The following is a 21,264-nucleotide window of genomic DNA, read 5'->3' on the forward strand; positions in this document are numbered from 1 at the left end:
GAAGAGCCTCATGTCCTCTTTTGCTGAAATGATCGAAAACATCACCCCGGATATCTACGAGAGCCTCAAGCTCGCCGTGGAAATCGGCAAGTGGTCCGATGGCCGCAAGCTCACTGCCGAACAGCGTGAGCTGTCGTTGCAGGCGGTGATTGCCTGGGAAATCCAGAACCTGCCGGAAGACCAGCGCACCGGCTACATGGGCCCGCAGGAATGCCAGTCGAAGTCGACCACCGTGCCGAACATCCTGTTCAAGTCGGATGCGATCCATTGATTGAAATCGGTCGCGGTGCAGTCAGCAAGATGTCGGCGCAACTCGGTGAGCCGACCGTTCAATACGCGTTTCGCTTAGGAAGTGCCGAGGTGCCGGTCAACCCGTTGATCGGCACCCACGTGCGCCTGGAATACCTCGGTGCCATCCATTGCAGCCATTGCGGCCGCAAGACCAAGACCAGCTTCAGCCAGGGGTATTGCTACCCGTGCATGACAAAGCTGGCCCAGTGTGACCTGTGCATCATGAGCCCCGAGCGTTGCCATTACGACGCCGGCACCTGCCGCGATCCAGGCTGGGGCGAGAAATTCTGCATGACCGACCATGTGGTGTACCTGGCGAACTCGTCAGGCATCAAGGTCGGCATCACCCGTGCCACCCAGTTGCCGACACGCTGGCTCGACCAGGGCGCGAGCCAGGCGCTGCCGATCATGCGCGTGGCTACCCGCCAGCAGTCCGGTTTTGTCGAAGACCTGTTCCGCAGCCAAGTGGCCGACAAGACCAACTGGCGTGCGCTGCTCAAGGGCGACGCCCAGTCCGTCGACCTCAAGCAGGTGCGTGACCATCTGTTCGCCGCCTGTGCTGACGGCCTGCTGGGTTTGCAGGAACGCTTTGGCCTGCAGGCCATCCAACCGGTCACCGACATCGAGCCGCTCGAAATCCGCTACCCGGTGGAGCAGTATCCGGCGAAGATCGTCAGCTTCAACCTGGACAAGAACCCGATTGCCGAAGGCACGCTGCTGGGGATCAAGGGCCAGTACCTGATCTTCGATACCGGCGTGATCAATATTCGTAAGTACACGGCCTACCAGCTCGCCGTGCATCAGTAGAAGGATGCCACCCATGCGCACCGAACAACCGAAGATGATTTACCTCAAGGACTATCAGGCGCCGGACTACCTGATCGACGAGACCCACCTGACCTTCGAGTTGTTCGAGGACCACAGCCTGGTCCACGCGCAACTGGTGATGCGCCGCAATCCCGAGCGCGGCGCCGGTTTGCCGCCGTTGGTGCTGGACGGCCAGCAGCTGGAGCTGTTGAGCGTGAACCTGGCCGATCAGGCACTGAGCGCTGATGACTACGAGCTGACCGACAGCCACCTGACGGTGCATCCGCAAAGCGCGACGTTTACCCTGCATACCACGGTAAAAATCCATCCGGAAACCAACACTGCCCTGGAAGGCCTGTACAAGTCCGGCAGCATGTTCTGCACCCAGTGCGAGGCCGAGGGCTTTCGCAAGATCACCTATTACCTCGATCGCCCGGATGTGATGAGCACCTTCACCACCACGGTGATCGCCGAGCAGCACCGCTACCCGATTCTGCTGTCCAACGGCAACCCGATCGCCAGCGGTCCGGGTGAGGACGGCCGCCATTGGGCAACCTGGGAAGATCCGTTCAAGAAACCGGCTTACCTGTTCGCCCTGGTGGCCGGCGACCTGTGGTGTGTCGAAGATACCTTCACCACCATGACCGACCGCACCGTGGCGCTGCGCATCTACGTCGAGCCGGAAAACATCGACAAGTGCCAGCACGCCATGACCAGCCTGAAAAAGTCCATGCGCTGGGACGAAGAAACCTATGGCCGTGAGTACGACCTCGACATCTTCATGATCGTCGCGGTGAACGATTTCAACATGGGCGCCATGGAAAACAAGGGCCTCAACATCTTCAACTCCAGCGCCGTGCTGGCCCGTGCCGAAACTGCCACCGACGCCGCGCACCAGCGGGTCGAGGCGATCGTTGCCCATGAATACTTCCATAACTGGTCGGGCAACCGCGTGACCTGCCGCGACTGGTTCCAGCTGTCGCTCAAGGAAGGCTTCACCGTTTACCGTGACTCGCAATTCTCCGCCGACATGAACTCCGCCACGGTCAAGCGCATCCAGGACGTGGCGTACCTGCGTACCCATCAGTTCGCCGAAGACGCCGGTCCGATGGCCCACGCGGTGCGCCCGGACAGCTTCATCGAGATCTCCAACTTCTACACCCTGACCGTGTACGAAAAGGGCTCGGAAGTGGTCGGCATGATCCACACCTTGCTCGGCGCCGAAGGCTTCCGCAAGGGCAGCGACCTGTACTTTGAACGCCATGACGGCCAGGCCGTGACCTGCGACGACTTCATCAAGGCCATGGAGGACGCCAACGGCGCCGACCTGACCCAGTTCAAGCGCTGGTACAGCCAGGCCGGTACGCCGCGCCTGGCGGTGAGCGAGTCCTACGATGCGGCGGCGAAAACCTACAGCCTGACCTTCCGCCAGAGCTGCCCGCAAACCCCGGACAAGGTGGAAAAACTGCCGTTCGTAATTCCGGTGGAGCTGGGCTTGCTGGACGGGAAGGGCGCTGGCATTGCCTTGCGCCTGGCCGGTGAGACGGCTGCGGGAGGCACGTCGCGGGTGATTTCGGTGACCGAGGCCGAGCAGACGTTTACCTTCGTTGATATCGCCGAACAGCCGTTGCCTTCGCTGCTGCGCGGGTTCTCGGCGCCGGTGAAGCTGAGCTTCCCGTACAGCCGCGACCAACTGATGTTCCTGATGCAGCATGACAGTGACGGTTTCAACCGTTGGGACGCCGGCCAGCAGTTGTCGGTGCAGGTGCTGCAGGAGTTGATTGAGCAGCATCAACAGGGCCAGGCCTTGAAGATGGATCAGCGCTTGATCACTGCGCTGCGCAGCGTGCTGAGTGATGAAAGCCTGGATCAGGCGATGGTCGCGGAAATGCTGTCGTTGCCGGGTGAAGCCTACCTGACCGAAATCAGCGACGTGGCGGATGTGGATGCCATCCACGCCGCCCGTGAGTTTGCGCGCAAGCAACTGGCGGACAACCTGCACGAGGCGCTGTGGTTGCGTTACCAGGCCAATCGCGAGCTGTCCAGACAAACGCCGTACGTGGCGGCCGCCGAGCACTTTGCCCGTCGCGCGTTGCAGAACATCGCGCTGTCGTACCTGATGCTCAGCGGTAAGCCAGAAGTGTTAGCGGCGACCATCGAGCAATTCGACACTGCCGACAACATGACCGAGCGCCTGACCGCGCTGGCGGTGCTGGTGAATTCGCCGTTCGAGGCGGAGAAAGCACAGGCGTTGGCGGTGTTTGCCGAGAACTTCAAGGACAACCCGCTGGTCATGGACCAGTGGTTCAGCGTGCAGGCTGGCAGCACGTTGCCGGGCGGGCTGGCGCGGGTCAAGGCGTTGATGGAGCACCCGGCGTTCACCCTCAAGAACCCGAACAAGGTACGCGCCTTGATCGGTGCCTTTGCCGGGCAGAACCTGATCAACTTCCACGCGGCGGACGGTTCGGGCTATCGCTTCCTGGCGGACCTGGTGATCCAGTTGAATGGCTTGAACCCGCAGATCGCTTCGCGCCAGTTGGCGCCGCTGACCCGCTGGCGCAAATACGACAGCGCGCGCCAGGCGCTGATGAAAGCCGAGCTGGAGCGCATTCTGGCGTCCGGTGAGTTGTCGAGTGATGTGTTCGAGGTGGTCAGTAAGAGCCTTGCCTGAGTTGCATCATTGAATAAAAAACGGCCTGTTCGACAGGCCGTTTTTTTTCGCCTCAGATAACCGGTGGTCGCGGGGTGTCCAGCCCGTTATCGACGGGGAAGCGCTCTGCGATGATCCCGTGCGGCACGCCCAGCGGGATGGCACTGGCGGTGTCAAGACGGGTGATTTGCTCGGCCGACAGATGCACATTCAACGCGCCAAGGGTGCTGTCCAGCTGGGCGCGGGTGCGCGAACCCAGGATCGGGACCAGCGCGGTGGTCGAGCGCCGGGCCTTGTCCCGCAGCCAGGCGATGGCGACGTGGGTCGGTGTGGCGTCGATTTCACCGGCAACCGCCAGCAGCGTATCGAGCACTGCGGTTTCACGCGCAGTGTGTTCGGCGTGCACCAGGATCCCGAGTTTGTTGGCGCGGTTGTCGTCCTGGGTGTTGCGGTACTTGCCGGTCAGGAAGCCACCGCCCAGGGGCGACCATAGCGTGGCGGCCAGCCCCAATGCTTCGGCCATTGGCAGCAGCTCGCGGTCGGCGCTGCGCTCGACCAGGCTGTATTCCACCTGGATGCCGATGATCGGCGCGAAACTGCGTACCTCGGCCAACAGGTCGGCGCGGGCAATGCGCCAGGCGGGGAAGTTGGACAGGCCGGCGTAGTGGATCTTGCCGGCGCGCACCAGATCATCGAGACCGCGCAGGATCTCTTCCATGGGCGTGACGTTGTCGCTCATGTGTGCCCAGAGCAGGTCGATGCGTTCGGTGTTCAGGCGCTTGAGGCTTTCTTCCACCGAGCGCACCAGGTTCTTGCGGTTGTTACCGAGCCGGATCGTGCCTTCATCGGACGGTTCGGTGCGCAGGGTGTACTTGGTGGCCACCACCAGGTTGTCGCGTTCCGAGGCGATAAATTCCCCCAGTAGCTTTTCGGCCTGACCGAACTGGTAGCCATTGGCGGTATCGAGGAAATTGCCCCCGGCTTCGAGGTACCCGTCAAAAATCGCCTTGGCTTCGTCGCGTTCGGCGCCATGGCCCCAGCCCGTACCGAAATTACCGGTGCCTAAGGCCAGTTCGGATACCTGCAGGCCGCTGCGGCGGCCAAAGACTTTATTGCGCATACAAGAACTCCTGAGGCAGTGATTTTCTTACATGTTTAGTAACATGTATTTAATATGATCTTGGTAATGTATTCGGTCAAGGGGGCTTTTTTACTGCTGACGTTTTCTGACAGGGGGCTCTGTTAAGCTGCGTCACTTTTCTATTCTCGGCAGGCGTTCCTGTGTCGCGAACCACTCGTCTACTGACTTTGCTCCAGGCCCTGCGGGGCAAGAAACGTCCCGTGACCGCTGCCGTGCTGGCGGCGCAGTTGGAGGTGTCCGAGCGCACGCTGTATCGCGATATCGCCGAATTGACTGCCTTGGGCGCGCCGATTTTTGGTGAGGCGGGGGTAGGGTATGTGTTGCGCAGTGGCTTGTTTCTGCCACCCTTGATGTTGAACGCCGAGGAAACCGAAGCCATCGTGCTCGGCCTGCGTTATGTCGACCAGCGTGGCGACGAGGTGCTCAGTCGCGCCGCGGCCAATGCCCTGGCGAAGATCGCCGATGTACTCGATCCCGCCGCCCAGGAAGCCTTGCGCAACCCGACACTGCTGCCTGGCCCGCCGGGGTTTGGTTACCCGGAAAACCGCGTGTCGCTCGATGTGTTTCGCGAGGCCATTCGCAACCAGGCCAAGCTGCAGATCGATTACGCCGACGCCAGCCAGACCCAGAGCCAACGGCTGATCTGGCCCCTGGCCCTGGGCTTTCTGAATGAAGTACGGGTGATCGTGGCCTGGTGTGAGTTGCGCGGTGCCTATCGCACCTTTCGCACCGACCGCGTGGCGAGTGCCGAGGTGCCTGGTGAACGTTACCCGGGCCGGCGCAGCGATTGGCTGCGGGCCTGGCGCAAGCTGATGGAACAGAATGAATCCGGTCCCTTCACTCCTGACAAAAACTGACACGACCCTGGCTTAGCATGGCACTACAAATCACCAAGAAAGGAGCTGTGCCATGTCTATCCCTGAGTTGGCGCCGGCCATCGTGGCCTATATCGCAGCGGCCAATACCCGTGACACCTCGGCTATCGCCCAGTGTTTTGCCGAGGATGCCAATGTGTTCGATGAAGGTCAGCACCAGGTGGGCGCCGCCGCCATTGCACGCTGGATGGAAGACACCGGGCGTCGTTATCAGCCGCGGGTCGAAGTGCTCAAGGTGCAACACCGTACCGGCAAGGTGTTGGTCAGCAATATCGTGTCCGGCAATTTTCCGGGCAGCCCATTGGAGCTGCGCTACACCTTTCGCTTGAACGAGCAGGGCAAGATTTCGCGGCTGGATATTTCGCTGTAGTTCATACTGGCGGGCATGACTTTCGACACGCCCCTCGCTGCCTACCAACACGCCGTTGCCCAACAGGGTTTCGTCGCCGACGCTGCCCAGCGCCGCGCGGTGGATGCCCTGCAAGCCTGCCACGAAGCCCTGCACCACGGCCATGCGCCGATCACTGGCGTGTACCTGTGGGGCCCGGTGGGGCGGGGCAAGACCTGGCTGATGGACCAGTTCTATCAAAGCCTGCGAGTGTCCGCGCGGCGCCAGCATTTCCATCACTTCATGCAGTGGGTGCATCAGCGTCTGTTCCAACTGACCGGCACCCACGACCCCTTGCAGGCCCTGGCCCGGGAACTGAGCCAGGCAGTGCGTGTGCTGTGCTTCGACGAATTGTTCGTCAATGACATCGGTGACGCGATTATCCTCGGGCGGCTGTTCCAGGTGATGTTCGAAGAAGGCGTCGTGATGGTCTGCACCTCCAACCAACCACCTGACCAGCTGTATGCCGATGGCTTCAACCGCGAGCGCTTTTTGCCGGGCATTGCAGCGATCAAGCAGCACATGCATGTGGTTGCGGTGGATGGGGGAGAGGATCACCGGTTGCATCCGGGTGTAGGACTCCAGCGCTACTGGGTCAATCAACCCGAGGCGCTGGCGTGCGTGTTCCAGCGCTTGGCCCAGGGCGAGCCAACCCGCAGCGGGCCGATTGTCGTGGGGCATCGCGCCATCGTCGCCGTGCAGTCCAGCGACACCGTGCTCTGGTGCCGTTACGCCGACCTGTGCGAACAACCGCTGGCGGCCATGGATTTCATACTGCTGTGCGATCGCTTCAAGGCCATCCTGATTGGCGAAGTCCCCAACCTCAGCGCGCAACAGCGTCCTGGCCGGATTGCCCGTGGCACCGAGGATGGCGTTCAGCGTGTAGTGGCCGGCGACCGTGAGTTGCCGGCGCTGTCGGTGCACGATGACAGCGTGCGTCGGTTTATCGCCCTGGTGGATGAGTGCTACGACCGTAAAGTACCGCTGTTCATCGAGGCCCAGGTGCCGCTGGAGCGACTTTATACCGAGGGCTACCTGGCGTTTCCCTTTCGCAGGACACTCAGCCGCCTGCAAGAAATGCAGTTGCAGCGTTTCGGCTGACGCCCGTACGAAAAAATCCAGGAATCGTCTGATTGCGCTTTTTCAACCACGCAACGTTCGCGTATTCATGCGCATATTTGTAGTTAATCTCCTTCATCTGGCGCTCGCTCCACGCTTACAATCGTGCCCCTCACAGGGAGCCGAATCCCTTGTAATCGTGATCGAGGAAGGACATGGACACCCCAGACATCCTGGTGCTGCAAGCCAGCTACACCAACCCCGTGCATGCCGACGCCATCGGCCGCGTGCTCAACCATTACGCTGAGGACCCGATGGGCGGTGGTCACAGCCTGCCCGCCGACCTCCTGGAGCAACTGCCGGGCGAGCTGGCCAAACGGCCCCATGCGTTCAGCGTGCTGGCGTTTGTGGGGGGAGAACCGGCGGGTCTGGTCAATTGTTTTGAAGGGTTTTCCACGTTTGCCTGCCGTCCTTTGGTCAATGTCCACGACGTGGTGGTGATGGATGCATTCCGTGGTTTGGGGCTGAGCCAGAAAATGCTGCAAAAGGTCGAGGAAATCGCCCGTCAGCGTGGCTGCTGCAAGATCACCCTGGAGGTACTGGAGGGTAATGCGGTGGCTCAAGCGGCGTATCGCAAGTTTGGTTTTGATGACTCGAAGTTTGACCCGGCCCACGGGCGCATGTTGTTCTGGAAAAAATCGCTTTAATAAATAACAGGCAAAAAAAGGCGCCATTGAATGGCGCCAAAGTTGACCTTGGCCAAAGGAGCGGGATGGCAAAGGGTATTACGGTTACATCAAGTGTTTGGTTGTTGCTCGGCAGCGGACTTGTCAGCGGTTTCTTTCTTTACGCTCTTTCCATCGGCCAGCGCGGTTTGTTCAGCGGTGCCGTGGGTTTGTTGCTGCACGAAGGTAAAGTCCTTGTAGAACGCCTTGGAACGCTCCGAGCCACCTTCGGCAAAGGCGGCGGCGGAGGTCAGGGTCATCAGGCTGGCAAGTATCAGGGTAGAGAGTTTCATGGCAGTGTTTCCGGTAAGTGTGATCGGTATCCGCTCTGTCCTTGATCAGATTCATGGGGCGAGTGTGGAGGGAGTTTATTAAGTAGGAATTAACGCCAGAAAAACCAAAAGCTAACAATTTCGTTAACTTTTGGTTAAAAAATCCTACAGCTTCCAGTCCAATGCCAAGGTGATCGAGCGTGGGTCACCCCAATACACGCCGTTATAAAAACCAACGCGCTCGTAATACTTTTTATCAAATAGATTGTTGACGTTAAGCGATGCCGTAACATGTTCGTCGAACTGGTAGCGGGACATCAGGTTGACCACGCTGTAGGCCTGCTGAGTGATCTTTGCCCGTGTGGTGATTCGATTTCCCTCGCTGTCACGGGCCCCCGTTGGCCGGTTGCCGAATTCATGGATATCGCTCTGCCAGTTCACGGCACCGCCTACCGTCAGGTTGCGCCATGCACCGGGTAAGCGGTAGGCACTGGAAACCTTCAGCAGGTTTAGCGGTTGGCCGGTGTTGTTGCGTTTGTCCGTGCCATTCACCGAGTGGGTATAGGTGTAGCCGGCCGTGAGGTTCCAGTCCGGCATCACCTCGCCGGCCACCTCGAGCTCGAAGCCGCTCACTTTGTTACCCTTGCCGCCTGACTTGTAGTACTCCTCGCCCGTGATCGGGTTCGGCGGTACGGAGTCATCCCGTTCCGCAACGTTGTCCTGCTTGCTCCAGAAATAGGCGGCCGCTACGTTCAAGCGCTCCTGCAACAAGCTCCCCTTGAGCCCCACTTCATAGTTGCTGCCCACCACGGGCTCCAGGTATTTATTGCTGACGTCCTTCAGGCTCTGCGGCTTGAAGATGTCGGTGTAGCTGGCGTAGACGGTGTACTCCGGGGTGATGTCGTAGAGCAGCCCGGCGTAGGGCGTCCACATATCATTGTGGGTCTGGCGGGTCTTGTTGGCCCTGAGCAATTGGTCATTGGCCGTGTATTCAGGCGCCGCGCTTTCCAGCTCCCAGCTGCCATAACGGCTGCCGAGTACCGCATGCAGGCGCTCGGTCAGGCTCAGGCGCGTGGCCAGGTAGCCGGCTTTCTGTTGCTTGCTGCTGTGCTCACCCTTGAGGCCGGTCACGGTGTCGGGAAACTTGCCGATCCCGCCCATGTATTTCCAGTCTTCGATGCTGTAGTAGCCGTCCGGGATATTGTCGCGCATTACCGGCGAGACGTCCCGCTGTGTGGCTTCGCCATAACCCATCATCAGTTCATGTTCACGGCCCAGCAGCGCATAGCTGCCAGCCAGGTTCAGGTCAATCGCCTCCATTCTCGAGGTGCCGCGCATATGGCTGGCCCAGGCCGTCATGCCGCTGCGGTCGTCGTTGGGGAAACCTGCGCCGCCGTAGTACACCTTGCCATCCGTGTCGCTCTGGCGATGGGTGTAGGCCGCCTTCAAGTGCCAGTCGCCGCCCAGGTGGTGGTCGAGGCTGGCAAAGGTGGTCTTGTCGGTCAGCGGCCAGGAACTCCAGTGCGCTGCCATATTGGTGGAACGTGACAGTCCGGCCTTGCCACCCTGACTGTTCCAGTAGGGCACGGTGCCCCAGGAAGTGCCCTGTACCTGTTTGTCCTGGTAATCAAAACCGACCGCCAGCACGGTGTCGTCCGACAGGTCGCCTTCAAGGATGCCGTAGCCGACTGCCCGCTGCAGCGCGTAGTTGTCACGGAAGGATTGGCTGTCGCGATAGGCCAGCACTGTACGCCCGCGCAGCTTGCCGTCGTACGCCAACGGGCCGCCGACATCCACGAAACTGTAGTAGTTGTCATGGCTGCCACCGCTCACCCCGGTTTTCGCCTGCCACTGGGCGGTGGGGCGCTTGCGCACCATATTGACCGTGGCCGAGGGGTCACCGGCGCCGGTGGTCAAGCCGGTAGCACCGCGAACCACCTCGATGCGGTCGTAGATGATGGTGTCGGAATCGGACTTCATGTAGCCGAACGTGTTGAGCATCCCATCGATCTGGAAGTTGTTGATGCCGTAGCCACGAGAGGAATAGGACACGCGGTCGGAGTCGTTGTGCTGGACGTTGACCCCGGTGGTCTGGCGCAGCACTTCGGTCAAGGTATTGAGATTGAAATCATCCATCTGCTGGCGAGTGATCACCGAGATCGATTGCGGGGTTTCCTTGACCGACAGGTTCAGCCGCGTGGCGGTGCTCATCGAGCCGGTGGTGTAGGCCCCGGTGTGCTCGGTGGTGGCTCCGAGGCCCTCGGATGTGATGCGGGTGGCGCCCAGCTCGAGGGACTGGTTTTCGGGGTCTGTTTCAGCCAGCAGGTCGGAGCTTGCGACGACGCTGAAGAGGCTGAGGGTGAACGTCATGGAACGGCTGAAAGGCGTGAACATCGCGGAAGACTCCTTGTCGTCTTTGCGGCCTTTCCGGTCGGAAAAGGCTTTGGTTCAAAGACGAAAGGAGAGGGGGAACTTTAGGCTTAAACGAGAATGATTGTTACCTTTGTGTTACAAGGCCGGTTTCTCCTGCAGCACCACATCAGTCGGATTCACCTTTTTCGGCTTGATCAGGCTGAAGTCGATCAGCGGTTTCTGCTGGCGCATGTAGGGGTTGCCGATCATCTGCGGGCGCGGCCTGAAACTGTCATTCACCAGGCTTTTGGTGCGGTCCAGTTCGTTGAAGCTCAGCCCGGCCAGGTCAGCCCAGGTGTGGATCAATTGCGAGCTGGTGTAGGGCCTTTGCAAGTCGCCGGCGAAGCTCCAGTCGTGGGTTTCGCGCCATTTCGGTGAGGCATAGGCCATGAACGGAATGGTGTACATCGGCGCTGTCGGTTTGCCTTCGTTACGTCCCAGGGTGGTGTGGCCAATCGAGTCGAAGACATCCTCGCCATGGTCCGACAGGTACAGCAGGAAGCCGTTGGGATCGGTCTTGGCATAGTCCTTGATCAGGCTCGACACCACGAAGTCGTTGTACAGCACCGCATTGTCATAGCTGTTGTAGGTCGGCAACTGGTCGTCGCTGATGCCCGCCGGCACGCCCTGGCGGTCGGTGAATTTGTCGAAGGTCGGCGGGTAGCGATACTGGTAGCTCATGTGGGTGCCCAGCAAGTGCACCACAATGAACTTGCGCTCGGCCGGATCGGCCAGGGCCTTGGAAAACGGCGCCAGCACGTCGCCGTCGTATTGGCGGGCGTTCTGGTTGCGGTTGTTGTTCAGGTACACCTGTTCGTCGGCCTGTTCGGAAAAGGTCGTGAGCATGGTGTTGCGCTTGGTCATGGTCTGCTGGTTGGTGATCCAGTAGGTCTTGTAGCCGGCCTGTTTCATTACGCTGACGATGGACGGCGTCTTGAGGTAAAGGTCCGGGTTATCTTCGTCGGCGAAGGTCAGCACCTGTTGCAGCGCCTCGATGGTGTAGGGCCGCGGGGTAATGACGTTGTCGAACACCGCCAGTTGGTCGCGCAGTTTGTCCAGCTCCGGCGTGGTGTTGCGCGGGTAGCCGTAGAGGCTCATGCGCTGGCGGTTGGTGGACTCGCCGATCACCAGCACCAGGGTCGACGGTTGGCCGGCCATGGTGTCCTTGAGGTTGGTCAGGGGCGGGATCTGGCTGGCGCTGTCGAGCATGCCTTGCATGTTGTCCAGTTGCTCGGTGTAACGGCGGTAGGCGACGATCATCTGCCACGGCACGGCAGGCTCGATACGCGATTCAAAGCGATCCATCGCGTCGCCCAGGGTATCGCTGCGGGCAATCTGCTTGACCAGCGGGTAACCGATGATGCCCACCAGGATTGCCGTGGCCGCCAACAGCGCCTGGCCACGCGGCAGGTACACCGGACGCACGCGGGTCCACAGGAAAATAGCCACGGCGGTGTGGGCAATGAACGCCAGCACGATCCACCAGGCAAAGTATTGCGTGGCGTACTCGCCGGCTTCAGAGATGTTCGATTCGAACATGATGAAGATGACGCTTTGGGAAAACTCCTGCTGGTAGATGAAGAAATAACCCAGGCTGGCCATGGAGCAGGCCCACAGGACCACGCCGATCAAGGCAGCGATCAGGCGCGTACGACGAGGGAATATCAGCAGCGGTGCCAGCCATATGGCACTCATGAAGAATGCCTGGCGAAACCCACTGAAACCGGCTGTGCCGCTGAGTTGAATCAGCAGTTGGGTAATACCCGAGAAGTACCAGAAAAACAGGAAAAGCCAGCCCAGGCCGGCCCAATCAAAGCCTTTCGCAGACTTGGTGCTGCGTTCGAACATCGCCATCCAGCGCTCCAACCCGATGATTTTCCAGTTGACGCGCAGGGCTGCACGCAACGGAGGCCACCCTTGCATGGGGTGGCCCTTGGGGGCTGGAGTATCGGGAGAGGCATGTGAAAACTTTGTGAGATTTTTGTAGCGGTTATCTTACAAAGCGATGACGGGGCTCAGCAGAGCGCGGGTTGCGCACCGGCGGGCTGGTCCAATTGGGCCTGGATGATATGGGCACGCAGGCGCAGGACTTCCTGCTGCAGCTGTTCGCGCTCGTCTTTCAACTGGCGCAACTCGTCGCGACGGATAGTGACGTAGAGGGTCTGTGGCGGACGTGTCATCTGTGCAGTGCTCATTGCTTACCTCGCAAATAGCCGGTGTGTCGCGGTGTGCCAGAACGCTTGAGTCGAGGTTCTCGGCAGCAGTCGGAGACAATTCTGAATTCTTTTTGCGGGCAATGGAACTTTTTTATTTTTGATGGTCGTGTGACTTTTTGTGCCGTGATGCTGAAACGATGGCAACTTTTTTCCATGAAACTAGCGGTATCCGCGCTGGACTAACCCTCATTAGCCGCATTGCGCTATAAACTATGTCACACATTTTTTAGTAGTTAGGAGCATCAGCACATGCAACTGGGGATTATCGGACTAGGCCGCATGGGCGGGAATATTGCACGGCGCCTGATGCTCAATGGGCATACCACCGTTGTTTACGACCGTAACGAAACATTTGTAAAAGGCCTGAGCGAAGAGGGCGCCACCGGCGTTTCCGACCTCAAGGCGCTGGTTGATGGGCTGCAAAAGCCGCGCACCGTGTGGGTCATGTTGCCGGCGGGCGCGCCCACCGAAGACACCATCAACGCATTGAGCACGCTGCTCGAAGACGGTGATGCAATCATCGACGGCGGCAACACCAACTACAAGGACGACGTGCGCCGGGCTAAGGCCCTGGCGGAAAAGGGCCTGCACTATGTCGACGTCGGCACCTCCGGCGGCGTGTGGGGTCTGGAGCGTGGCTATTGCATGATGATCGGTGGCGACGCCGAGACCGTGCAGCGTCTTGATCCTATCTTCAAGAGCCTGGCCCCGGGCCTGGGCAATATCCCGCGTACCAAGGACCGTTCCTCCAGCGCCGACCCGCGTGCCGAGCAGGGTTACATTCATGCAGGCCCCGCCGGTTCCGGGCACTTCGTCAAGATGATCCATAACGGCATCGAGTACGGGATGATGCAGGCGTTTGCCGAAGGCTTCGACATTCTCAAGACCAAGAACTCGGAAAACCTGCCCGAAGACCAGCGTTTCGACCTGAACGTCGCCGACATCGCCGAAGTCTGGCGCCGTGGCAGTGTGGTCTCGTCCTGGCTGCTGGACCTGACCGCCGATGCCCTGGCCACCGACCCGAAACTCGACGGTTACTCGGGCTCCGTGGCCGACAGTGGCGAAGGCCGTTGGACCATCGAAGCCGCCATGGAACAAGCTGTGCCGGTGCCAGTGTTGTCCACTTCGCTGTTCGCCCGCTTCCGTTCGCGCCAGCAGAGCACTTACGGTGACAAAATGCTCTCTGCCATGCGCTTCGGCTTTGGTGGTCACGTGGAGACTTCCAAAAAATGACCGCCAACGGCAAGAAACCCAAGGCCGAACCCGCTCCGCCCACCACCCTGTTTCTGTTTGGTGCCCATGGTGACCTGGTAAAGCGCCTGCTGATGCCGGCGCTGTACAACCTCAGCCGTGACGGCCTGCTGGGCGATGGCTTGCGCATTGTCGGCGTGGACCACAATGCCATCAGCGATGCCGACTTCGCCAAGAAACTCGAAGACTTCATCCGCACCGAAGCGGCGAGCAAGGTCAAGGGCAATGCCGACAACGCATTGGACCCCGCCTTGTGGGCGCAGTTGGCCAAGGGCATCAGCTACGTCGAGGGCGACTTCCTCGACGACAGCACCTACGCCGACATCGGCCGCAAGATTGCCGACAGCGGTACCGGCAACGCGGTGTTCTACCTGGCCACCGCGCCGCGCTTCTTCAGTGAAGTGGTGCAACGCCTGGGCAGTGCAGGCCTGTTGACGGAAACCGACGACAGCTTCCGTCGCGTGGTCATCGAAAAGCCCTTCGGCTCCGACCTGGCCACCGCCGAGGCGCTGAACGCGAGCCTGCTCAAGGTGATGAGCGAGAAGCAGATCTATCGCATCGACCATTACCTGGGCAAGGAAACGGTGCAGAACATCCTGATCAGCCGTTTCTCCAACGTGCTGTTCGAAGCGTTCTGGAACAACCATTACATCGACCACGTGCAAATCACCGCCGCCGAAACCGTCGGCGTTGAAACCCGGGGCAACTTCTTCGAAAAGACCGGTACCCTGCGCGACATGGTGCCCAACCACCTGTTCCAGTTGCTGGCGATGGTGGCCATGGAGCCGCCCGCAGCCTTTGGTGCCGATGCGGTACGCGGTGAAAAGGCCAAGGTGATCGGTGCTGTGCGCCCCTGGTCCCTGGAGGATGCGCGGGCCAACTCGGTACGCGGGCAGTACACCGCCGGCGAAATCGGCGGCAAGCCACTGCCGGGCTACCGTGAAGAAGCCAACGTTGCGCCTGACAGCAGCACCGAGACCTTCGTCGCCCTCAAAGTGATGATCGACAACTGGCGCTGGGTCGGCGTGCCGTTCTACCTGCGCACCGGCAAGCGCATGAGCGTGCGCGACACTGAAATCGTGATCTGCTTCAAGCCGGCCCCGTATGCGCAGTTCCGTGACACCGAAGTCGACGAACTCAAGCCCACCTACCTGAAAATCCAGATCCAGCCGAACGAAGGCATGTGGTTCGACCTGTTGGCGAAGAAGCCCGGGCCAACCCTGGACATGGCCAATATCCAGTTGGGTTTCGCCTACAAGGACTTCTTCGAAATGCAACCGTCGACTGGGTACGAAACCCTGATCTATGACTGCATGACCGGCGACCAGACTTTGTTCCAGCGTGCCGATAACATCGAAAATGGCTGGCGCGCCGTGCAGCCGTTTCTTGATGCCTGGAAGGAAGACGACGGCATCCAGGCCTACAAGGCCGGTGAAGACGGCCCGGCCGCCGCCGACGCGCTCCTGGCCCGCGATGGCCGCACCTGGCACCGCCTCGGATGAGTGATGCAGCGATTCATCCCATCCGTTTTATCCTCAGTGACGTGGACGGCACCTTGCTCCACCCCGATCACAGCCTCAGCCAGCGCACCGTCGACACGGTGCACGCGCTGCGTGACGCCGGGGTGTTTTTCAGCCTGGCCAGTGGGCGTCCGCCCAAGGCCATGCTGCATCTGATCGAAACGTTCGGTATCGATGTGCCAGTGGCAGGCTTCAACGGTGGCACGCTGATCAACCCCGATGGCAGCATTCTGGTTGCCCACCATTTGCCGGCGGAAGCGGCGCTGGTCACCCTGGCGCTGTTTTCCGGCGAGCCGGACGTGGAAGTGTGGGTGTTTGCCGATGGTGACTGGCTGCGCCGCGACCCGCCCGGGCCGATGGTGCAGCGCGAAGCCGATGGCCTGGGCTACGGGCCGGTGGTGGTGGAGAGTTTCGAGCCCTACCTCGATCGCATCGACAAGATCGTCGCCGCGAGCAACAACACCCAGCGGTTGGTCGAGCTGGAAGCACAGTTGCAGCCCAAGGTACAGGGGCTGGCCCAGGTGTCGCGTTCGCAACCGGTTTACCTGGATGTGACGGCGATGCTGGCCAACAAGGGCGAAGCCTTGAAGGCCCTGGCCGCACACCTGGGTATATCGCTGGAGCAGACTGCGGCGATCGGCGATGGCGGTAACGACCCGGCGATGTTCCAGGTGGCCGGGTTGTCGATTGCCATGGGGCAGGCGGAAGAAAGCGTCAAGCGCCAGGCCAGTGTGGTCACCGGCAGTAACGTCGAGGAGGGGGCTGCCGAGGCGATCGAGCGGTTTATCCTGGCGGGCTGCAAAGGCACCGACGTCGTGCGATAGACAGATACAGCAATGAGGCGGGGCACCGCGCCGACAATGGAAGCTGACTTAATGCGCCCGCTATGGCGGGGCGCTTCATCAGCAAGGAATGTCCCATGGTCGCCCTGTCTACTCCTCCCTTTCGCGAGCGTTGCGCGGAGCTTGCTCAGAACATCCTCCAACATTTTGCCGACCCCCCGTCGTTGCGGGAGGTTGCGTTGCGCGTGGTGCAACACAGCTTGGGCGTGCAGTATCCCTGGCTGCCCATCAATCACACCGAGCCGATATTGCTGCGACCGGTGTATCGCTATGACAACGGCAGTTACACCATTGAACGCCATGACGCACAAAACCTGCCGGATGCGCTGATCGAGTGGTGCGCGACGGGGCGGTTCGTCGATTTTGCCCAAGACCACTCCATCGCGCGCGACGCCGCCGGTTTGCCGCTGCCTTTGAGCGTCGATATCCGTCATGTCGAGCGAATGCTCAATCAGCAAGGCCCGGTGTTGCTCGAGCGCTATCAGGAGGCGCTGGTGGATTACTGGCTGAGCCCAGGCGACGATCAGACCATTCGCTACCTGTGGCTGGCCGATACCCTCAGGAATGCACTGCTGGATGTGGCGATCCACAGTTCGCTGACCGGGCACCAGTTTGACACGGTGATCAACCTGGTCAGCCGTTCGTTGCCGACCTCGCGCTTCCAGCCGGTCGATGGGCACGCCTATATCATCGATCAATGGGGCGAGCGGGGGGCGACGAACCTGGAGATGCTGCGCGGGCTTGTGTTGGTCAAGCAGTACGGCGAGCGCACCAGCGTGTTGCTGTTCACCCTGTCCAGGGGCATCCAGCGCTTCGACTCCCTGGCGCAACTGGGCGATTGGCTGGTCAACCTGATGAGTAAAATCACCCCAGGCCATTCGATGCAATGGCGCTTGTACCAACCAGCCGGGAACATCTTTCAAAGTTTCAGCCTGACCTTCCTGGCCAAGCAGTTAGTCGATATCAAGGCGGTATTGCCGCTGGTCCGGTCCATACCCAAGATACCCAAGCCGCAGAACGTATTGGCGCGTGCAGTCGAGGTGATCACCCATGACTTTGACAGCGCGCCCATCGGCTCAAGGCTCATGCAACGCCTGTATGACGCGCTGCCCGGCTGGCTGCTGCAGGCCCCCGTCGACCTGCAATGGCAGATGAGCCGCTATGCCATCGACCTGGCCAAGCGAATCCGGCAACCTGACTGGCGGCCATTTGACGAAGGCGTTCCCTCGTTGCTGGATTACGCCCGTCAGGCGCTGTCGGCACAATTGGCCGAGGACTATCCGGACCGACCGGTGATCGATCCTGATCGCATCAAGGTGATGATCGAACTCGATGAGCGTGACTTGCACGCGCAGCCCGGGTTGTTGTGGCAACTGCCGCCGCTTTACACCCATGGCACCTGGACCCTCAGTGAGTTTTCATGGTTGGCGTTGACGGAGCTTGATCCGAGTCGGGTCACACTCACCACAGCCCCCGGCCACCCGGCGGTGTGGCTCACGCCCAGTGACGCTATAAGCCTGGTTGGGCGTGCGGACATTCGGGGTGGGTACGGTCGGTTGATCAAAGAGAAATTCAAGGACAACCCGAGCGAGGTACTCTGGCGGAAGGCGCGTTTTACTGAGCAATTACGCCTGCAGGTGCCCATGCTGGCGCTCGAATACCACCTCAAGTACCCACAGGCGTTTTCCCGCAAAGCCTATGTGAGCGTGGCGGCCATTTTTCAACCGCGCACTGCTTTCACCGAGTCGGTAGTACTGCGCCCTTTAGCCTTCAAGCCGGCAGTGAGTGAAGCGCCTGATGAAGTGCGCAACATGTTCATCATCGGGCCGCGCAGCCTTGGCGAAGGCCCGCAGATCCTCTATCGGCCGATGTGTGCCGTAAAATTCATCGAGTTCGCCACGGGGGATGCGCTGCTGGCTGCTATTGCCAGCCCGGGTCAGTTGCAGTTTCAGGTGTTGGCCTGGTTGCCGGAATCGGCGCGGTCGCGCTACCTGGTGCCGGACCTGACTGCGCCGAGTCTTGCGGCGTTCCAGCGGGTCGACTTCAACCGGTCGTTGTGGTCTGTTGAGGGCGTCACGTTGGCCGATATGGACGTCAAAGGGGACTATCTGACGGCGCTGTTCGAGAGCAGCGTTGAGACCGTCTTGAGTGTAACGGAGCTGTCGACGTCGTCCGAACTGGATGCCTTCTGGGGCTGGATCAAATGGCTGTTAGGGGTGGGCCTGCTTCTGCTGCTGACGTTTTATGGCGGCCCGGCGGGAAGGGCGTTGGGCTGGCTGTTTCTGGTGTGGTCGGTGGTGCAGGACCTGAGTACCATCGGTGACAAGGACTCCGAAGACAAGGTCTCCAGCGTGGCGGACCTGCTGCTGAATATCGGTTTGCTGCTGCTCAGTCGCGGCCGCCTTTCCACCAAAGTTGCAGGGCGATCAAAGGCGGATGATTTGCTCGACCTGGCCCAGGGCGCCGATCTGGAGCAAAGCATTGAAATGAGCTGGAGTGAGCCGCCGGAGTATCTGTCCGAAGGTGGCCAGACCAGCCGTATGCAGACGCCAACGGTTCAGTTGCCGACGGTACGCAGTGCCCAGGAGTTGGTGCGGGGGGACCCTGGCCTGGAGCAGTTGTGGAGTGGTTTGTACCGACGGCTGTCGGTTATTCGTTTGGCGGAGTTGGCGTTGTACAAGGTCAGGGTGCCGCCGTTTGCCGAACGCATCAGCACGGGTAAGCAACGGGGCCTGTTCCGTGCGGGTGGAAGCCTGTACGTAAGCATCGATGGAGACATGTTCAAGGTTGAAGAGCACGATGGCATCACGCGCGTGGTGAACGATGACTTGGCAAACCGCCTGGGACCGCAAGTGGTGTCCGACGCCGAGGGAGATTGGTCATTTTCACCGGAGACGGCAGTACCCCACGACTTTCAGGAAGCCCTCGACCTGGAAAAACAACGGCTGGCGCAGCTTAAGAGTGATGAGCAACGACGCAAGACGCTCGATGAGGAGTACGACAAACTGGTGCTGCAGTTTGCAGACCTGAGCTTCCCCGACAGCGCTACGCTGCAGGCGCTGAATGTGCGAACTGCCGAGCCCGGTATTCGGGAGTTGATCGAGGATGAGTTGGCCAGGGCGGATGCGACGCTTTGGTGTTCTACGGCCTTGATGGAGGCACTCACCCGACGGCGGCAGCTCAAGCTGGTCAGAGAGTACAGTGCGTTGTACAACCGGTTCAGCGCAGGTGCAGTCAAGGCCCGGCGTAACAGGGCATTGTTGCTCGCCAGTAAACGCGCGTTACTGCTCCATGAGGATCAACTCAACGCCGAGGCGTTCGACGCACAGAGCTTGAGTGTCGTGGTTCTGGACGCCAAGACCTGGCGTGGTTTTGCAGCCAAATTACCTGATTACGCGACGTTGCAGTTGAATGCGATTGAAGCGTGCCGGGACGCCGAGCTTCAGTTTGAAGAAATGAAGCGCACCGGTAAGGTCGTTGATACCGCAGTGACCGCGCTGGACACTGCGGACTGGGCGGGTCGGCGCATGTCCATGATGTGGCGGGAACTGCACCTGCGTACCCTGGCCTTGCAATGTTTTGATGGGCGGGTCACTGTCGCCAGGGACGCGACGCTGAACCTGATTCAGGAGGTCAGCACGCTATGCAGCATGAAGCTGCTGTCCTATCGGGAGTTGTATACCACGGGCGGTTTCAATCTGGACCAGAAACTGCGGGTCGCCAATGACGTGCTGGACGCGTTGGTGCTGGCCTATCACCGCCTGGCTTACCAGTTGAGTCCCTTCCCAATGTACGTCGTCCCCCGGGCGTTAGGGAGATTTCGCGCCTATGTCAAAGAATTACAGCTATCGGTGGAGGAGGAACTGATCGACCTGTATCGGCAGTATGAGGAGGCCAGCCTGGAGGCGATTTCCGGTACAGTCCGCAACAGCGCCAAGATGTTGATTGATGAGGTTGCTGAAGGGGCGGTGATCGGCAATCGACGCAGCCCTGCCTTACCTGATGCAAAACAGGAATATCTTGATCTGCTGGAACCGTTCGATGATCGACGTGCCTTTACCTTCAAGCGCCTGGGGACCAAAGAGGCACCGGTATGGACGATGCAGCCAAATGTCCAGCCGCAGGCCGAGTCGGTCGATGTCGCTGAGTCGTTGGCGGTGATCGGCGGTGAGGCGCAACGCCTATGGCGAGATGCCAGGCGCCAGTACGGGTTGATTTCCGAGTTGGAATCCATGCCCAGGATATCGGCTCGTCGGGCACGCAGCGAATGGATTAACGCGATCAAACGTATGAGCCAGCAACGGGACCTGCTTATCGACGCGCTCAAAGTGCCAGTGGCTTCACCCAAGCATCAGGACCTGCTGGCATTCTTCAAGCACACCCCCGGCGAGCTCTATGACGAGATTCTGCAGTTTATGGAGCAGGCCTCGGCGGTGCGTGACCGGATGATTCTAAGGTATTCGCCCACGTCGGAAGGATTGCTGCAGATTTCTCATAAGTCGAAGAAGGTGGATGTGCTGGAGTTGCCATCTGTGCGTCCATTGGTTCGGGAGTTTGTGGTGAACGAAACCTCCACCGGTCGGCCCTTATGGCTGGCCCGCTTCCACTATAGGACGCAAGATGCGCGCAATATTGGTTACCACTTTATCCGTGGCCATCTTAAACGTTATGCCCAACGGAACATCGGTTACCAAAAAATGAAAGACCACGCGTCTAACCGGGAACTTCTGATCAATGCCCTGCGCTCGAACATTGATCACGAAGTTGCCGAAACCGTGTTCTTCACCGAAGACGTCAGCTCAACGGTGCGTTGAA

16 protein-coding genes are annotated in these 21,264 nt (G+C 60.1%); 11 read left to right on the plus strand and 5 right to left on the minus strand.

What is annotated here, in order from left to right; all coding sequences use genetic code 11:
• The first annotated feature begins 10 nt into the window (after positions 1-10).
• From LUU92_RS12770 to pepN, 3 genes are read left to right on the plus strand one after another with little or no spacing between them, the layout of a single operon-like run.
• Positions 11-271, plus strand: coding sequence for a YeaC family protein (locus tag LUU92_RS12770; RefSeq protein WP_017528545.1), 261 nt, complete (start codon positions 11-13; stop codon positions 269-271).
• Positions 268-1,098 carry a DUF2797 domain-containing protein gene (locus tag LUU92_RS12775; RefSeq protein WP_071490659.1) on the plus strand — a complete coding sequence of 277 codons (831 nt, stop codon included), beginning with the start codon at positions 268-270 and terminating at the stop codon, positions 1,096-1,098. The genes LUU92_RS12770 and LUU92_RS12775 overlap by 4 nt, the downstream gene beginning before the upstream one ends.
• Positions 1,099-1,111: 13 nt before the next feature.
• The gene (pepN, locus tag LUU92_RS12780; RefSeq protein WP_257103737.1) at positions 1,112-3,769 is read left to right on the plus strand and encodes an aminopeptidase N; all 2,658 of its coding nucleotides are present in this window, start codon (positions 1,112-1,114) and stop codon (positions 3,767-3,769) included.
• 52 nt (positions 3,770-3,821) lie between these two features.
• On the opposite strand, the gene LUU92_RS12785 is transcribed toward pepN, so the two are convergent.
• Positions 3,822-4,868 (minus strand): aldo/keto reductase, encoded by a 1,047-nt coding sequence (locus LUU92_RS12785; RefSeq protein WP_071490657.1) that lies wholly within the window; start codon positions 4,866-4,868, stop codon positions 3,822-3,824.
• A gap of 161 nt (positions 4,869-5,029) precedes the next feature.
• Here LUU92_RS12785 and LUU92_RS12790 point away from each other — a divergent pair, with 161 nt between their 5' ends.
• The 4 genes from LUU92_RS12790 to LUU92_RS12805 all read left to right on the plus strand — a co-directional run bounded on the left by LUU92_RS12790 (position 5,030) and on the right by LUU92_RS12805 (position 7,918).
• Positions 5,030-5,746, plus strand: coding sequence for a helix-turn-helix transcriptional regulator (locus LUU92_RS12790; protein WP_071490656.1), 717 nt, complete (start codon positions 5,030-5,032; stop codon positions 5,744-5,746).
• A gap of 52 nt (positions 5,747-5,798) precedes the next feature.
• Positions 5,799-6,134 carry a nuclear transport factor 2 family protein gene (locus LUU92_RS12795; RefSeq protein WP_071490655.1) on the plus strand — a complete coding sequence of 112 codons (336 nt, stop codon included), beginning with the start codon at positions 5,799-5,801 and terminating at the stop codon, positions 6,132-6,134.
• A gap of 15 nt (positions 6,135-6,149) precedes the next feature.
• Positions 6,150-7,253, plus strand: a complete 1,104-nt coding sequence (gene zapE / locus LUU92_RS12800; protein ID WP_071490654.1) for a cell division protein ZapE — start codon at positions 6,150-6,152, stop codon at positions 7,251-7,253.
• Between the two features lie 173 nt (positions 7,254-7,426).
• Entirely contained in the window at positions 7,427-7,918 is a 492-nt protein-coding gene (locus LUU92_RS12805) for a GNAT family N-acetyltransferase (RefSeq protein WP_071490653.1), read from the plus strand.
• Positions 7,919-8,007: 89 nt separating this feature from the next.
• On the opposite strand, the gene LUU92_RS12810 is transcribed toward LUU92_RS12805, so the two are convergent.
• The 4 genes from LUU92_RS12810 to LUU92_RS12825 all read right to left on the minus strand — a co-directional run bounded on the left by LUU92_RS12810 (position 8,008) and on the right by LUU92_RS12825 (position 12,815).
• Complete coding sequence (locus tag LUU92_RS12810; RefSeq protein ID WP_071490652.1) at positions 8,008-8,229, minus strand: hypothetical protein; 222 nt, start codon at positions 8,227-8,229, stop codon at positions 8,008-8,010.
• Between the two features lie 144 nt (positions 8,230-8,373).
• Positions 8,374-10,602 (minus strand): TonB-dependent siderophore receptor, encoded by a 2,229-nt coding sequence (locus LUU92_RS12815; RefSeq protein WP_257103738.1) that lies wholly within the window; start codon positions 10,600-10,602, stop codon positions 8,374-8,376.
• Positions 10,603-10,716: 114 nt separating this feature from the next.
• Positions 10,717-12,474, minus strand: a complete 1,758-nt coding sequence (locus tag LUU92_RS12820) for a phosphoethanolamine transferase CptA (protein WP_257103850.1) — start codon at positions 12,472-12,474, stop codon at positions 10,717-10,719.
• Between the two features lie 161 nt (positions 12,475-12,635).
• A complete protein-coding gene (locus LUU92_RS12825; RefSeq protein WP_255337132.1) occupies positions 12,636-12,815 on the minus strand; it encodes a DUF6026 family protein in 180 nt (59 codons plus the stop codon).
• A gap of 270 nt (positions 12,816-13,085) precedes the next feature.
• Between LUU92_RS12825 and gnd the strand changes: the two genes are divergently transcribed.
• The 4 genes from gnd to LUU92_RS12845 all read left to right on the plus strand — a co-directional run bounded on the left by gnd (position 13,086) and on the right by LUU92_RS12845 (position 21,263).
• On the plus strand, positions 13,086-14,069 hold the full coding sequence (gene gnd / locus LUU92_RS12830; RefSeq protein ID WP_071490650.1) for a phosphogluconate dehydrogenase (NAD(+)-dependent, decarboxylating): 984 nt from the start codon (positions 13,086-13,088) through the stop codon (positions 14,067-14,069).
• Entirely contained in the window at positions 14,066-15,589 is a 1,524-nt protein-coding gene (gene zwf / locus LUU92_RS12835; RefSeq protein ID WP_071490649.1) for a glucose-6-phosphate dehydrogenase, read from the plus strand. Before gnd ends, zwf begins: the two co-directional genes overlap by 4 nt.
• Positions 15,586-16,431, plus strand: coding sequence for a Cof-type HAD-IIB family hydrolase (locus LUU92_RS12840; RefSeq protein WP_071490648.1), 846 nt, complete (start codon positions 15,586-15,588; stop codon positions 16,429-16,431). The genes zwf and LUU92_RS12840 overlap by 4 nt, the downstream gene beginning before the upstream one ends.
• Before the next feature lie 95 nt (positions 16,432-16,526).
• A complete protein-coding gene (locus LUU92_RS12845) occupies positions 16,527-21,263 on the plus strand; it encodes a dermonecrotic toxin domain-containing protein (RefSeq protein WP_257103739.1) in 4,737 nt (1,578 codons plus the stop codon).
• Position 21,264 lies beyond the last annotated feature (1 nt).

It is taken from the genome of Pseudomonas extremorientalis (genome assembly GCF_024584605.1).
Taxonomy (GTDB): domain Bacteria; phylum Pseudomonadota; class Gammaproteobacteria; order Pseudomonadales; family Pseudomonadaceae; genus Aquipseudomonas; species Aquipseudomonas extremorientalis.